Raw genomic sequence first — 13,794 nt, 5'->3', positions numbered from 1 at the left:
TTCGAACTGTTCATCCGGAAGTCATCCGCTGCTTAGGCTGGCCCGAATGAACGCAGGCTTCAGCGCGGATCCGCATGCCCTGGAGGCCGGGTCGAGCCGGCTGGCGCAGCATGCCGAGCGCTACCAGGCGGTGCCCCGGCAGCTGGCCGGCCTGAGACTCGGCGAGGCATGGGGGGCCGACGGACTGATCGCGCCTTTCGCCCTGGCGGTCGCGCAGTGCGTCCAGGCGGGGGTGCGGGCCCTGTCCGCCCACGGCGCCATGCTCGACGACACGGGACGCGGCCTCGGCGACACGGCCGCCACCCTGCGGAACGCCGACGCCACCGCCAGGAGCGCCGTCCCCGGGCACGGGGCCGCGACTTGACCTCGAACCTCATCGAAGGGCTGGCCCAGCTGGCCGGCGTCAACCTCCTCGACGTCAACCCCGACAAGGTGGCGGCGGACGCCGCGGCGGTGAACGGGATCGCCCCGGACGTGGCCGCGGCGGCCACCCAGGCCGACTCCACCGTGCGACGCGCGACGGAGGACTACCAGGGGGCCTCCGCGACGGCCCTGGCGGAGAGCTGGGAGAGCGCCGGCGGGGGGCGCATGCTGCAGACCGCCGCCGCGATGAACGTCCTTCCGCCGGTGGTGAACGGCTTCGCGACGGTGGCCTCGGCCGCCAGGCTCGCGGAGATCACGCAGCTCGTGCAGCTCGCGTCCGTGCTGAAGGTGGCCATGGGAGCCGGCGCGCTGGGAGCGGGCGTCGCGGCCGCCAGGGTGGCCACCACGCGCGTGGCGATCCAGCGGATCAAGCACACCTTCGAGCGGGGCGTGGCCACCCGCCTCACCCCGGCGGTCGAGCGCATCACCCGGCGCCTCGAAGACCTGAGCGAACAGGTGGCCGGATCGCGCGGCGGCCTCGGCAACCTCGCGCCCGCCGGGGCGGGCGGCCGGATCAGCCCGTACGCGGGCAGACCGCTCGAGGCGGCCTCTCCGGGGGATCGCGGCATGCGGACGTTCATGGGCTGGGGCAGGAAGGACAGCAGCGGGAAATTCCACGGGGACGTCCCGGACAGCACGATGAACATGACCGACGCGGAGAAGCGGCGGTTCCAGAAGGAACTGCAGGAGAGCATCAAGGCCCGCCAGGAGGAAGAGGCCTGGCTCGGGTTCTCCGACAAGGGGCACCAGGAGAGAATGCGGCGGGAGCAGGAGGCCCTGGACATGATCAATGACGACCTGGAACCGTGGTGAGGACCGGCCGATGCTGGGCGACGACCTGATCGATCGCATTCGTGCTCATGCGGCTCACCCGGACGACGACGAGCTCGGCGTCGCGGCCAACGACCTGCTGCACGAGCTGTTCTCCGGATATCCCGTCGAGAACCTCGCCAGGCTCCTGCACGCCGGGGACGACACGTGCGTGCGCACGGGGACGTGGCTGCTCTCGGAGCTGGGCGAGCGCGCCGCTCCGATGACGGGCGAGCTCCCCGCGCTGCTCGCCCACCCGCTCCGGTACGTACGCTTCTACGCCCTCGACGTCGTGCTGGTGAACGGCCGGCACGGCGACGTGCTCGCGCCCGCCCTGAAGCTGGCCCAGGACCCCGAGGCGGCCGTGCGCTGGAAGGCGCTGTCGTTCCTGGCCGGGGCGTCGCAGGACCAGCTGGCGGCCGGAGCGTCGCGGCTGGAGGACGGCCGGGTCAGGGACCTGACCGAATGGCTGGCCGGAGGGCCGGCGCCCCGTGACGTCGTGGCCCGGCTCGGGGACCCCGATCTCGCCACCCGCCTGTTCGCCGCCGCCGCGGCGGCCCGCCTGGCCGCCGAGGACACCGGCCCCCTGGAGGCCGCCGCCGGCGCGGAGGACAGGGAGATCAGCTCATTCGCCTCGGAGCGGCTCGGGTCCCCGCGCTGAACGGACTACAGTCGAAGCTGTGAGCGACGAAATCGCGGCCATCGAGGAGGGCGCCAAGAAGTCCGGCATCCTCTGGCTCACCCTCGACCGCCCCCGCCTGGCCTGGCACACCTGGCACGAGGGCGCGATCTACCTGGTGACGGGGGGCGAGGAGCAGGCGCTGCCCGGCCTCGACGCGCTCGACCGGGTCCACGTCACTCTGCGCAGCAAGGACAACGGCGCCAGGCTGGTGGAGTTCGACGCCGCGGTCGCGGTCGTCGACCAGGCCGCGGCGGCCGACGCCGTGGCCGCGCTGGCCAAGGACCGGCTCAACGCCCTCGACAGCGAGCACCTCACCGAGCGCTGGGCCCGCGACTCCACGGTCGTGCGCCTCACCCCCGGCCGCCTCTGAGGGAGTCAGCTCCTGGCGACGCGCCCGACCGTCTCGGGGGGTCAGCTCCTGGCGGCGACGGGCTCCGCGTCGAGCTCCGCCGCAGGTGACGGCGAGGGGCTCGCCGTGGCGGTCTGGGCGAGCAGCGCGCCGGACAGCACGAGCAGGCCGCCCACGATCTGGAAGACGCCCAGCGTCTCGCCGACCAGGGCCCAGGCCACCACCGCGCCGCCGATGACCTCGAGCGAGGCGACCGTGGCCCCCACCGCGGCCGACAGCCGCCGCACGGCGTTCACGCCCAGGATGTACGCGATCACGGTCGCGATCAGCACCATCCACAGGTACGCGCCCAGCACCGGCAGCGTCCGGCCGCCGTCCGGCGTGACGGTGGCCGCGAAGGCCTCCCACGGGATGTCCCACGGCCGGGCGAACGGGATCAGCACCACGGCCGCCCCCGCCATCCCCCAGGCGATGAGGCCGAGCGGGTCCACGTCGTCGCCGAAGCTATCGTTCATCAGGAAATATCCGGCGCAACACGCCCCGGCCAGCAGGCCGAGCAGCAGGCCCAGCGCGTCCAACTGCATCCCCTGCCACGCCTCGACCACGATCCCGAGGCCCACGACCGCGACGACCGCCCCGAGGTAGGCCGCCCGTGCGAGCCGTACCTTCCGTACGAACCGCACCCAGGCCACCACCATCACCGGCGCCATGAACTCCAGCAGCAGCGCGATCCCCACCGGCAGCCGCGTGATCGCCACGAAATACAGCGACTGCACCCCGGCCACCGCCATCACCGCATACAGCCCGAAGAACGGCAGCCTGGACCTGGGGATCCGCAGCGCCTTGGGCTTCACCACGGCCAGCACGGCCACCAGCAGCAGCCCCGCGCCCGCCATCCGCGTCCAGACGGCCTCGATCGGCGCCAGCCCGGCGGTGATCAGATATTTGGCCATCGGCCCGGAGAACGCGAAACACCAGGAGGACACGAAGGCGAGTCCCAGCCCCGCATACCTCATCGCCCACCACCTGGCCAGTAATCACCGTTAAGCACGTTTGATACTGACATGGGAGGCGTGCGGGGCGCAATGGGGCAGCACTGTTAGCCTGGCCACGTGAAGATCTTCGTGGGCCGGCTCCCGGGCACCCCGGTCTTCGACCCCGCGGGCGACCAGATCGGCCGGGTCAGGGACGTGGTGGTCGGCCTGCGCGTCGGCCGCCGGCCCAACGTGCACGGCCTGGTGGTGGAGGTGCAGCCGCGCCGCAGGGTGTTCCTGCCCATCACCCGGGTACGCCGCATCGAGACGGGGGCCGTGGTCTTCACCGGGCGGCTCAACATGCGCAGGTTCGAGCAGCGCGCCACCGAGACGCTGGTGATCGGCGAGATGCTGGACCTGGCCGTCGAGCACCAGGACGAGCCCATGACCGTCTACGACGTGGCCATGGAGGAGATCAAGCCGTCCACCTGGGAGATCACCCAGGTCGCCCTCTACAAGGGCAGGCGGCGCGACCCGCGGATCGTCGGCTGGGACGAGGTCTCCGGGTTCGACAGGCTGCAGAAGGACCAGGGGGCGGCCGGGCTGATCTCCGCGTTCGAGTCGCTGCGGGCCGCCGACATGGCCAGCGCGCTGCACGATCTGCCGAGCAAGCGGCGCATCGAGATCGCCCGCGCCCTGAACGACGTCCGGCTCGCCGACGTGCTCGAAGAGCTTCCGCCCGACGACCAGATCTCCATCCTCGGCACGCTGGAGCCCGAGCGGGCGGCCGACGTGCTGGAGGAGATGGGCCCCGACGATGCGGCCGACCTGCTGCACGACCTCCCGGAGGAGCAGGCGACCAAGCTGCTGGCCCTGATGGAGCCCGGGGAGGCCGCCCCAGTGCGGCGCCTGCTGACCTACCCGGAGACCAGCGCGGGCGGCGTGATGACCAACGAACCGGTGATCCTGCCCCCCACCGCCACGGTGGCCGAGGCGCTGGCCCACATCAGGCAGCAGGACCTCACGCCCGCCGTGGCGGCGCAGGTCTACGTGGCCCGGCCGCCCACCGAGACGCCGACGGGCACGTACCTGGGCGTCTCCCACTTCCAGCGGCTGCTGCGCGAGCCGCCGTCGACACTGCTCGGCGGCGTGATCGACCCGTCGATCGACCCGATCAGACCGGACTTCACGCTGCGCGCGGTCACCCGCTACCTGGCCAACTACAACCTCGTCGCCGCCCCGGTCGTCGACGAGCTGGGCCGGCTCGTCGGCGCGGTGACGGTGGACGACGTGCTCGACCACATCCTGCCCGAGGACTGGCGAGAGGGGACCGACGACCATGACGACCGAACGGCTTGACCAGCCCCGGGCCCTGCGCCGCTCGCTGCGGCCGCACTACGATCCGGAGGCGTTCGGCCGCCTGTCGGAGCAGATCGCCCGGTTCCTCGGCACCGGGCGCTTCATCGTCTACATGACCGTGGTCGTCTCGATCTGGGTGGTCTGGAACGCGGTCGCGCCGCCGAACCTCAAGTTCGACCCGTACCCGTTCATCTTCCTGACGCTGATGCTGTCGTTGCAGGCCAGCTACGCCGCGCCGCTCATCCTGCTCGCCCAGAACCGGCAGGGCGACCGGGACCGCATCCAGTACGAGCAGGACCGCGAGACCGCCGACCGCAACCAGGCCGAGATCGAATATCTGACCCGCGAGATCGCGGGGCTGCGCCTGGCGCTGAACGAGCTGGCCACGCGCGACTACCTGCGCGCCGAGCTGGGACGGCTCGCGGAGGAGCTCAAGGAGAGCCGCTGACGTCCAGCCTGGCGACCATCGCGCGGACGCGGGTGATCTCCTCCGGGCCCAGCAGGTCGAGGAACTGGCTCCGGACGCCGCGCAGGTAGGTCGGGGTGGCCTCGGCCAGCCGCTCCGCGCCGGCGTCCGTCAGCACGGCGAACAGCCCGCGGGCGTCGTCCGCGCAGGCCTCCCGCGACACCAGCCCGTCCCGCTGCAGCCGGTCGATGAGCCTGGTCAGGCCGCTGCGGGAGAGCAGGACGCGGCCCGCGAGATCGTTCATGCGCAGCCGCCGCTCCGGCGCCTCGGCCAGCTGCACGAGCACCTCGTACGAGGCCAGCGGCAGGTCGTGGGCGACGAGGAGCTCCGCCTCCAGATGCCGGGTGATGCGCACCTGGGCGCGCTGCAGCATCCGCCAGACCGCCAGCTCCTCGGCGGTCAGGCCCTCGTCGCGCAGAAGAGTCACGGAGTAACCTTAGGACGTTGTTGCACAGACATCTAACAGCACGGATTAACTCAGCGAGGCCTCCGGTTCATACCATGGAGGGGCATCCTCACTGGCGTCCTGCGCCTGTCACACATATACCGACAAAGGAGGGACGGCACTCCCTCGTGCCGACACTTCGATGGCACCTACCCAGGAACTGGTGACGGCAGCTCTCGCCACCGTCATCGACCCCGAGATCCGTCGCCCGATCACGGACCTCGACATGGTCAAGAGCATCGATATCGCTCCCGACGGCGTGGTGCGCGTGGGCATCTTCCTCACCGTGGCGGGCTGTCCGCTGAAGGACACCATCCGCCGCGACGTCACCAACGCCGTCGCCAAGCTCGACGGCGTGGCGGGCGTCCAGATCGAGCTCGATGTCATGAGCACCGAGCAGCGCAAGCAGCTGCAGACCAAGCTCCGGGGCGACCGGGGGCCGGAGAAGGAGATCCCGTTCAACCAGCCGGGCTCGCTGACCCGCGTGTTCGCCGTGGCCAGCGGCAAGGGCGGGGTCGGCAAGTCGTCCGTGACGGTCAACGTGGCCGCCGCGATGGCCTCCAACGGCATGAAGGTCGGCATCGTCGACGCCGACATCTACGGCCACAGCATCCCGCGCATGCTGGGCGCCTCCGAGCGGCCCACCAAGGTCGAAGACATGATCATGCCGCCGGTGGCCCACGACATCAAGGTCATCTCGGTCGGGATGTTCAAGCCGGAAGGCAACACGCCGGTGGTCTGGCGCGGGCCGATGCTCGACCGGGCGCTCCACCAGTTCCTGGCCGACGTCTACTGGGGCGACCTCGACGTACTCCTCCTCGACCTGCCCCCGGGCACGGGCGACATCGCGATCTCGGTGGCGCAGCGGCTGCCCACGGCGGAGATCCTGGTCGTGACGACGCCGCAGATGGCCGCCGCGGAGGTGGCCGAGCGGGCGGGGTCGATCGCCGCGCAGACGCACCAGCAGATCGCCGGCGTCATCGAGAACATGGCCTGGCTGCCGTGCCCCCACTGCGACGAGCGCATCGCCGTGTTCGGGGAGGGCGGCGGCCAGACGGTCGCCGACGCGCTCACCCGCACGCTGGGCTCCCGCGTCCCGCTCCTGGGCCAGGTCCCGATCGACCTCCGGCTCCGCGAGGGCGGCGACGAGGGCAAGCCGCTGGTCCTGACGGAGCCCGACTCGCCGGCGGCTGCCGAGCTCCGCAAGATCGCCTCCGGCCTCAGCAAGCGCTCCACCAGCCTCAAGGGCCTCCACCTCGGCCTCTCCCCCAACCGCTGATTCCCGGCGCCCGTCCTCCGGACGGGCGCCGCTCTCAGCCCCCTCCCTCGGGGCCCTTTACGGCTCCGCAAGGCGAGCATCATCCACGCCGCCCTTGATACCCGCCCTAGGGGTCCTTCGCGGCTGCGCACGGTGGGCAGCACTCGCGCCGTTTTCGGTGCCTCTCCTTCGGGCCCTTTACGGCTACGCACGGTGGGCACCACCCGCCGACCCGGGTGACCGACCTTCCAGGGAGACGCTTACCAGCCTCCCCGGTGCGCCGCCGCTACGGACGGTGGGATCCGCTGGGTGGTGAATGCGTTGACCGAGGCGCGTCCGAGAGGGCGTGGAGGACCCTCAGAGGGCCCTATGAGCGGTTGTGGGCGCCGGTGGCCCCGTGGGACGGGCGGCGGGCCGTTTGAGCCCTCGTGTGCCGTCCGGGACGCGGCGAGCCGTATGGACGGCGACGGGGCCTGTCCGGCCCGTCAGGTCGCCTCTGAGTCGTAAGGGGGAATCTCCCCGTAGCCGAGCTCGTCCACCGGCTCGGGCGTGTACGGAGCCGTCGTGGCGGGCTCCAGCTCCCGGGGCCTGTTGTTGTCGTTCCAGTCGTCCTCGAGGTCGTCGAGCAGGTGCTTGCGGACGAAGTTCCTCGGGTTGAGGTCGGCGGGGTCGAAGTTGGAGAACTCCGGGCCCAGCCCGGAACGCAGGTCGTCACGCGCGTTGTTCGCCATCCGGCGCAGGTTGCGCAGCGTCTTGCCCGCCTGAGATGCGGCCTGAGGCAGCTTGTCGGGACCGAAGACGAGCAGCGCGATGACGATCAGCGCTCCGATCTCCATCCACCCGAGTCCGAACACCGTGAGCTCCTACCGCAGTCCAACCTCTCCGAGGACAACCCCGGCCTATCCACAGACTAAGGGCTCCCGGGGGTAGGTCGGTCGTCTCCCCTTGGTCATATCACCGACATTGCCCCCATACACCCCTCCCGCCCCGGTCAACGCGTCTACCACCCAGCCGGTCGCACCGTCCGTTGCGGCGGCGCGGCGGGGAAGCCGGTAAGCGTCTCCCTGGAAGGTCGGTCACCCGGGTCGGCGGGTGGTGCCCACCGTGCGCAGCCGTAAAGGATCGAAGGACGAACACCAAGAACGGCGCGGGTGGTGACCACCCGCGCCACCGCGAAGAACCCCCAAGGACCGCCACCAAAGAAGGCCCGCATGGTGATCACCCACACAGCAGTGAAGAACCCCAAGGACCGCCACCGAAGACGGCCCGGACAGCGACCACCCGCGCCCCCGAACCCGAAGGACGGCGCGGATGGCACTCGTCATGCACTGCCTCGCGCGGCGCGCCAAGGGGTGGTCAGGAAGGCGTCGGGGTGGGCTCGTCTTCGGTGACCACGGTCAGGGTGGCGGTGCGTTCCTGGCCTGCGCGCTGGTACTTGATGGTGATCTTGGCGCCCGGTGCCTTGCTGCGGATCAGGGCGATCAGTTCGTTCCCGTCCTGCAGGGCCAGCCCGTCGATCTCCAGGATGACGTCGCCCGCCTTCAGCCCGGCCTTGTCCGCCGGCCCGTTGGCGTCCACCGGCTGGCGGCCGCCGCTGGGCGACGACGCGATCTTCACGCCCTGGCCCTTGTAGTCCTTGTCCAGGACGATGCCGATCCTGGGCCGCTTGGCCTTGCCGGTGGTGATCAGTTCCTCGGCCACGCGCCGCGTCTGGTTGACGGGGATGGCGAAGCCCAGGCCGATGCTGCCGCTCTGGCTGTTCACCGAACGGCCGAGGGTGGCGATGGCGGAGTTCACGCCGACGACCTCGCCCTTGCCGTTCACCAGCGGGCCGCCCGAGTTGCCCGGGTTGATGGCGGCGTCCGTCTGGATGGCGCTGATGTAGGCGGGCTCCTCCGTGCCGGAGCCCGTCTCGTCGCCCGCGATGACCGGGCGGTTGAGCGAGCTGACGATGCCCGTCGTCACCGTGCCCGTGAGGCCCAGCGGGGAGCCGATCGCGATGACCGGGTCGCCGACCACGACCTGGTCGGAGTTGCCGAGGGTGATCTCCGGCGTCCCGAACGTGTCCTCGGGCTTGATCACGGCCAGGTCCGAGCCGGGGTCGCGGCCCACGATCTTGCCCGGCGTGGTCTTGCGGTTGTTGAACATGATCCGGATCTCGCCGCCCTTGGCGGCCAGCGCGACGACGTGGTTGTTGGTCACCACGTAGCCGTTCTTGATCAGGAACCCGGAACCGGACGCGCCCTCGGTGGTGGTGCCGGCCTCGATCGAGACCACGCTGGGCAGCACGCGCGCGGCCACGCCCGCCACCGATCCGGGCTCCCGGTTGGTGGCGGCGCCGGTCGGCAGGGGGCCGAGGCTGTAGCCGGGGTCGTTGCCGCCACTCGGCTTGGTGAGCAGGTACGTGCCGACGCTGCCGAGCAGCGAGGCCACCAGGGCGATGGCCACGGCGGTCGAGACGAGCAGGGCCGTGCCCGGCCCGCGCCTGCCCCCCGAGGAGCCCGCGTCCTGGCCGGGAGGCGGTGGCGCCCAGCCCGCGCCCATGGGGAGCGCCTGGCGGGGCGGCGGTGGTGGCGGCGGCGTGTTGCCGCCGGTGGGACCGGACGGGGTCGGGCCGCCGAACACCGGGCTCTCGTAGGCGCGCGTCCCGTTGTCCGGCCCGCCGCCGTACGACGGACCGCTTCCGAACGACGGGCCGCTCCCGTAGGAGGGACCGGTGCTGTAGGAAGGGCCGGTGCTGTCGTAGGAGGGGCTGCCGAACGTGGAGCCGCTGTCGTAGGAAGGGCTGCCGAACGAGGAGCCGCTGTCGTAGGAGGAGGCTCCGAACGACGGGCCGCTGCCCTCGTGACCGTATGAGGGGCTCTCGTAGGAGCTCGGGGAGCTGAACGAGGGGCTGGTGAACGTGGGAGCGCCGGAATTCGGGCCACCGTACGGGGGAACACCCGAAGAGGGGCGGCCCGAGGGGTCGCCCCAAGAGGTGCCGAACGAGGCGGGCGGCTCCGGCAGCCGGCCGGCCTGGTCGGGCGAGTCGTCCGCGGGCAGGAAGTCCGGCCGCCCCTGTGGTTCGGGGTAGTCCGACGGCGTGCGTCCTTCTGTGGGGCGCGTCTCGTCGGTCATCTAAGTCTCACCACTCCTTGGCTCGGCCACCGCAATCCTCGCTCTTGCGGCATACGAGGGTCATAAAGCATTTGTCAGGAATCGCTTGTGACAAATCCCGAACCCAGATCGTATGCCCAGCGCGCTGCCAAGTACGCCAAGTCCAAGTCTCCCAGGCATAGCCGGAGGTCAACCGGAGGTCAAGGAGTGGCTGTCGAGGGCGCGCCCGCCGGCGAGGTACGCGGCTGCTGGAACAGCTCCACCGGCGGCGCCGGGTTGTTCTGTCCGACGCCGGTGGTCGCGAAGAAGGTGCCGAGCGCGACGGCCGCGGATACGACCCCTACGGCCACGTAGGCCGAACGCCGCCTACCGCCGCGACCAGGGCCCGAGACCCCACCAGTGGCGTCCCTCCGCGGGCGGTTGTCCAGCGGAGCGATGGTGTGCGGCCCAGGGATGGGCACCCCGCCGAACGTGCGGGACGGAAAAGGGCGCTCCCTCGGAGGCAGCGGGCCGCCCGGCTCCGCCATCCGGAGCAGGGACATCGTCAGATCTGCCGGCATCGCCGGCCCGTCCAGGGAGCGCAGGCGCGTCTTCAGCGCCCGCATCGACTCGACCTCTTGCCGACAGTCGGCACAGAAGGTCAGATGAGCCAGCGCACGCTCGCGTTCGGTGTGGTTGAGCTCTCCGTCCACGAGCGCGGAAACGCGTTCTCCAAGATGAGCCATCAGAATTCCTCCCCACGGATCACGGTCGGGGGGAGTTGAGAATTACGGGGGGCTCGATGATCGAGCGCCTCCCGCAACTGCGCCCGGCCACGGTGAATACGGCTTCGGACCGTACCCAGCTTGACGCCGAGTGTGGCCGCGATCTCCTCGTAAGAAAGGCCCTCGATGTCACACAGCACGATCGCGGCCCGGAACTCGGGGGCGAGCGCGTCGAGGGCGGCCTGGATGTCGGGCTCCAGGTGGGCGTCGTCGAACGCCTGCGCCGGGGACGGCTCACGGCCACGCAGCCGCTCGGCGGCGTCGTCGGCCAGCCCCTCGAACCTGATGCGCTGCTTGCGCCGCGCCATGTCGAGGAACAGGTTCGTCGTGATCCGGTGCAGCCACCCCTCGAACGTGCCCGGGGTGTAGCTCGACAGCGACCTGAAGACGCGGACGAAGACCTCCTGGGTGAGGTCTTCCGCGTCGTGGACATTGCCGGTCAGCCGGTATGCCAGCCGATACACGCGTGCGGAGTGAGTCCGCACCACTTCCTCCCATGTGGGAGGCGTCCAGTCAGACGACACGGGAGTATCCGCCTGGTGGTCGCTTTCGTCCACCAGAACTCCTCTCTTTGGGACCACCGCTACCGCCATAGTGCCTGGTTTCGTCCCTTCGTGCGCACTGCCTGCCTTCCGGACCGGCAAAGCCCGTTTAAACCTGCAACGCCTTAGGTCCCTCCTGAGTTCCCGTCCTGGCGTGTCTCCCCTAGGCTGCGATCGGTGCCAATCTCGTGGACCAATCGCACGAAAGTGGGGGGAGGCGGCCGATGACCAACCCGGTGGAGGCCACTCTGGCCTATGCGGAGCAGTTCCATCAGGAAGATGAGCTCCTGCACACGGCGCGACAGCGCGGGCTGGAGATGGGGGCCACACCCATCCTTCCCGGCGGCGGGGCGGCACTGTGCTTCCTCGCCACCGCCGTCAACGCCAAGTCGGTCGTCGAGATCGGCACGGGCTGCGGCGTCTCGGGGCTGTGGCTGCTGCGCGGCATGCGTACGGACGGGACGCTCACGAGCGTGGACGTCGAGCCCGAGCACCAGCGGCTGGCCAGACAGGCGTTCGCGGAGGCGGGCTTCTCCGGCGGGCGGGTGCGGCTCATCTCGGGCCGGGCGCTCGATGTGCTGCCGCGGCTGTCGGACGGCGGTTACGACATGGTGTTCGCCGACGGCGCGAAGCACGAGTACGCCGACTACCTCGCCGAGGCGGTCCGCCTGCTGCGCGTGGGCGGCATCGTGGCCTTCGGCAACATGCTCTGGCACAACCGGGTGGCCGACCCCGCGCAACGCGACACCGACACGGTGGCGCTGCGCGAGGTGGGCAAGCTGGTGCAGTCGGACGACCGCCTGCGCTCGGTGCTCATGCCCCTGGGCGACGGCCTGCTGGCCGCCATCAAGATCGCCGACTAGCCCCGGGCGAGCGGGCGCCAGGCGCGGGCGAGCGGGTCAGGCTCGGGTGAGCCACTCCAGCAGGAGGCGGACGCCGAACCCCGTGGCGCCCTTGGTCAGCGTGCCCTCGTCGACCGTGCTGCGCCCGACGCCGGCGATGTCGAGGTGCGCCCACGGCCGCCGCCCCGCGAACTCCCGCAGGAACAGCGCCGCCGTGATCGACCCGGCCCCGAACCTGGACCCGGCCTCGACGTTGGCGAGGTCGGCGATCGACGACTCCAGCGCGGGCGCGTAGTCCTCGATCAGCGGCATCCGCCACAGCCGGTCGTCGCTCTCCTGCCCGGCGTCCAGGAGCTGCTTGGCCAGCGCGTCGTCGGAGGCGTAGACGGCGCCGACGTTGCGGCCGAGCGCCACCGTGATCGCCCCGGTGAGGGTGGCGACGTCCACGATCTCGTCGGGGTCGAGGACGGCGTCGGCATAGGCGAGGGCGTCGGCCAGCACCAGCCGGCCCTCGGCGTCGGTGTTGAGCACCTCGACCGTGCGCCCGCCGTAATGCTTGATCACGTCACTGGGCCGCTGCGCCGTGCCCGAGGGCATGTTCTCGGCGGAGGCGATCAGCCCGGTGACCCGTACGGGCGCGCCCAGCTCGGCCAGTGCGCCGAGCACGGCGATCACCACCGCGCCGCCCGCCATGTCGGTCTTCTGGGTCTTCATGTTCTCGTTGGGCTTGAGCGACAGCCCGCCCGAGTCGAACGTGATCCCCTTGCCCACCAGCACCACGTGCCGGTCGGTGGGCTCGGCGGGGGTGTAGGAGAGCTGGATGAGCCGGGGCGGGCTGGCCGAACCCCTGCCGACGGCGAGGATGCCGCCGAACCCGTCGGCCTGCAGCTGCTCCTCGTCCCAGATCCGCGCGGGCACCCCGACCTCGGCGGCCCGCTCGGCCAGCCACGCGGGGTTCTTGACGGAGGAGGGGGTGTTGGCCAGGTCGCGGGCGAGCGCCACCGCCTGCGCCACGACCTGGGCGCGCCGGACCTGCGCCGCGTCCGCGCCCGCGAAGGCCAGCGCCCGCACCGGCTTCTTGCCCCCGTTGCCGATCTTGAACGAGTACGCCGCCAGCAGCGCCGCCTCGGCGAACGCCGCCACGTCGCCCTCGGGCGTGACCACGGTCAGCGTGTCCCTGCCCTTGGCTCTGCGAGTGAGCGCGGCGCCGGCCTTGCGCAGGGCACGCGGCGAGCCGTCGCCCACTCCGTAGAGCAGGACGCGGCCGACACCGCCGGCCCGTGCCACGGGAACCTCGACGATCTCCCCCGCCTCTCCCTTGGCCTCGTAGTGGGCCAGCAGGTCGGACACCGGCAGGTGCAGCTCGACCTCGGGGCTGAGGGCGGAGTCAAAGGGAACGGCCAGCAGCTCGGCTCCGTCGGGAACCTGGGCGACCACCGACGCAGTGGTCTCAATGGGCACGGATTCTCTCCTCGAACGTCAGCGACCCTGGCGCCGGATTACGCCAGGGTCGTGGAACAGGTGGTCTTTCGGGAGCTCTCAGCCGACGACGTTCTTCAACGCCTCGCCGAGCGCCTTCGCCTCGTCGGCGGAAATCTCCACGACGAGCCGGCCGCCACCCTCCAGGGGGACCCGCATGACAATGCCGCGCCCTTCCTTGGTGACCTCGAGCGGACCATCGCCGGTCCGCGGCTTCATCGCCGCCATGCGTGCATCCCTTCCTGCCTTGGGCTCCCGCGGCCCGCGATTTCCGACCGCCCGTGGGGGTGGTCGGCGCATTCACG

General features: G+C 71.1%; 16 protein-coding genes. 8 read left to right on the top strand and 8 right to left on the bottom strand.

The features are described from left to right. Positions 1–46: 46 nt before the first annotated feature. From ACIBI9_RS28280 to ACIBI9_RS28265, 4 genes are read left to right on the top strand one after another with little or no spacing between them, the layout of a single operon-like run. Positions 47–364 carry a hypothetical protein gene (locus tag ACIBI9_RS28280; RefSeq protein ID WP_397225926.1) on the top strand — a complete coding sequence of 106 codons (318 nt, stop codon included), beginning with the start codon at positions 47–49 and terminating at the stop codon, positions 362–364. Beyond that, positions 361–1,236 (top strand): hypothetical protein, encoded by an 876-nt coding sequence (locus ACIBI9_RS28275; protein ID WP_397225924.1) that lies wholly within the window; start codon positions 361–363, stop codon positions 1,234–1,236. Before ACIBI9_RS28280 ends, ACIBI9_RS28275 begins: the two co-directional genes overlap by 4 nt. After that, positions 1,214–1,894: a hypothetical protein gene (locus ACIBI9_RS28270; RefSeq protein ID WP_397225922.1), complete on the top strand. Its 681-nt coding sequence runs from the start codon at positions 1,214–1,216 to the stop codon at positions 1,892–1,894. The genes ACIBI9_RS28275 and ACIBI9_RS28270 overlap by 23 nt, the downstream gene beginning before the upstream one ends. Positions 1,895–1,913: 19 nt before the next feature. Continuing rightward, on the top strand, positions 1,914–2,285 hold the full coding sequence (locus ACIBI9_RS28265) for a hypothetical protein (RefSeq protein WP_397225920.1): 372 nt from the start codon (positions 1,914–1,916) through the stop codon (positions 2,283–2,285). Between the two features lie 41 nt (positions 2,286–2,326). Here ACIBI9_RS28265 and ACIBI9_RS28260 read toward each other — a convergent pair whose 3' ends face one another. Continuing rightward, positions 2,327–3,280 (bottom strand): EamA family transporter, encoded by a 954-nt coding sequence (locus ACIBI9_RS28260; RefSeq protein ID WP_397225918.1) that lies wholly within the window; start codon positions 3,278–3,280, stop codon positions 2,327–2,329. Positions 3,281–3,376: 96 nt separating this feature from the next. Between ACIBI9_RS28260 and ACIBI9_RS28255 the strand changes: the two genes are divergently transcribed. Together ACIBI9_RS28255 and ACIBI9_RS28250 are read left to right on the top strand one after the other, a co-directional pair. Beyond that, positions 3,377–4,597 (top strand): magnesium transporter MgtE N-terminal domain-containing protein, encoded by a 1,221-nt coding sequence (locus ACIBI9_RS28255; protein ID WP_397225916.1) that lies wholly within the window; start codon positions 3,377–3,379, stop codon positions 4,595–4,597. After that, on the top strand, positions 4,578–5,045 hold the full coding sequence (locus ACIBI9_RS28250; RefSeq protein ID WP_397225914.1) for a DUF1003 domain-containing protein: 468 nt from the start codon (positions 4,578–4,580) through the stop codon (positions 5,043–5,045). The genes ACIBI9_RS28255 and ACIBI9_RS28250 overlap by 20 nt, the downstream gene beginning before the upstream one ends. Here ACIBI9_RS28250 and ACIBI9_RS28245 read toward each other — a convergent pair. Next, on the bottom strand, positions 5,029–5,490 hold the full coding sequence (locus tag ACIBI9_RS28245; protein ID WP_397225912.1) for a MarR family winged helix-turn-helix transcriptional regulator: 462 nt from the start codon (positions 5,488–5,490) through the stop codon (positions 5,029–5,031). The two genes, ACIBI9_RS28250 and ACIBI9_RS28245, sit on opposite strands and share 17 nt — an antisense overlap. A gap of 160 nt (positions 5,491–5,650) precedes the next feature. Between ACIBI9_RS28245 and ACIBI9_RS28240 the strand changes: the two genes are divergently transcribed. Then, the gene (locus ACIBI9_RS28240) at positions 5,651–6,787 is read left to right on the top strand and encodes an Mrp/NBP35 family ATP-binding protein (RefSeq protein ID WP_397225910.1); all 1,137 of its coding nucleotides are present in this window, start codon (positions 5,651–5,653) and stop codon (positions 6,785–6,787) included. Between the two features lie 464 nt (positions 6,788–7,251). On the opposite strand, the gene ACIBI9_RS28235 is transcribed toward ACIBI9_RS28240, so the two are convergent. From ACIBI9_RS28235 to sigE, 4 genes are all read right to left on the bottom strand, one after another. Next, positions 7,252–7,620, bottom strand: a complete 369-nt coding sequence (locus ACIBI9_RS28235) for a sec-independent translocase (RefSeq protein WP_397225908.1) — start codon at positions 7,618–7,620, stop codon at positions 7,252–7,254. A 502-nt stretch (positions 7,621–8,122) separates the two neighbouring features. Then, complete coding sequence (locus ACIBI9_RS28230) at positions 8,123–9,883, bottom strand: trypsin-like peptidase domain-containing protein (RefSeq protein ID WP_397225906.1); 1,761 nt, start codon at positions 9,881–9,883, stop codon at positions 8,123–8,125. A gap of 179 nt (positions 9,884–10,062) precedes the next feature. Next, a complete protein-coding gene (locus tag ACIBI9_RS28225; RefSeq protein WP_397225904.1) occupies positions 10,063–10,587 on the bottom strand; it encodes an anti-sigma factor family protein in 525 nt (174 codons plus the stop codon). Continuing rightward, positions 10,587–11,219, bottom strand: a complete 633-nt coding sequence (sigE, locus tag ACIBI9_RS28220; protein ID WP_192787922.1) for an RNA polymerase sigma factor SigE — start codon at positions 11,217–11,219, stop codon at positions 10,587–10,589. Before sigE ends, ACIBI9_RS28225 begins: the two co-directional genes overlap by 1 nt. A 173-nt stretch (positions 11,220–11,392) precedes the next feature. On the opposite strand from sigE, the gene ACIBI9_RS28215 reads away from it, so the two are divergent. After that, positions 11,393–12,031: an O-methyltransferase gene (locus tag ACIBI9_RS28215; RefSeq protein ID WP_394498456.1), complete on the top strand. Its 639-nt coding sequence runs from the start codon at positions 11,393–11,395 to the stop codon at positions 12,029–12,031. Between the two features lie 36 nt (positions 12,032–12,067). On the opposite strand, the gene ACIBI9_RS28210 is transcribed toward ACIBI9_RS28215, so the two are convergent. After that, positions 12,068–13,471 (bottom strand): leucyl aminopeptidase, encoded by a 1,404-nt coding sequence (locus tag ACIBI9_RS28210; RefSeq protein WP_397225902.1) that lies wholly within the window; start codon positions 13,469–13,471, stop codon positions 12,068–12,070. A 78-nt stretch (positions 13,472–13,549) separates the two neighbouring features. Then, the gene (locus ACIBI9_RS28205) at positions 13,550–13,717 is read right to left on the bottom strand and encodes a DUF3117 domain-containing protein (RefSeq protein WP_020545024.1); all 168 of its coding nucleotides are present in this window, start codon (positions 13,715–13,717) and stop codon (positions 13,550–13,552) included. Between the last annotated feature and the right edge of the window lie 77 nt (positions 13,718–13,794).

The organism is Nonomuraea sp. NPDC050451, assembly GCF_044458585.1.
This window is presented reverse-complemented; position numbering and strand designations above follow the sequence as displayed.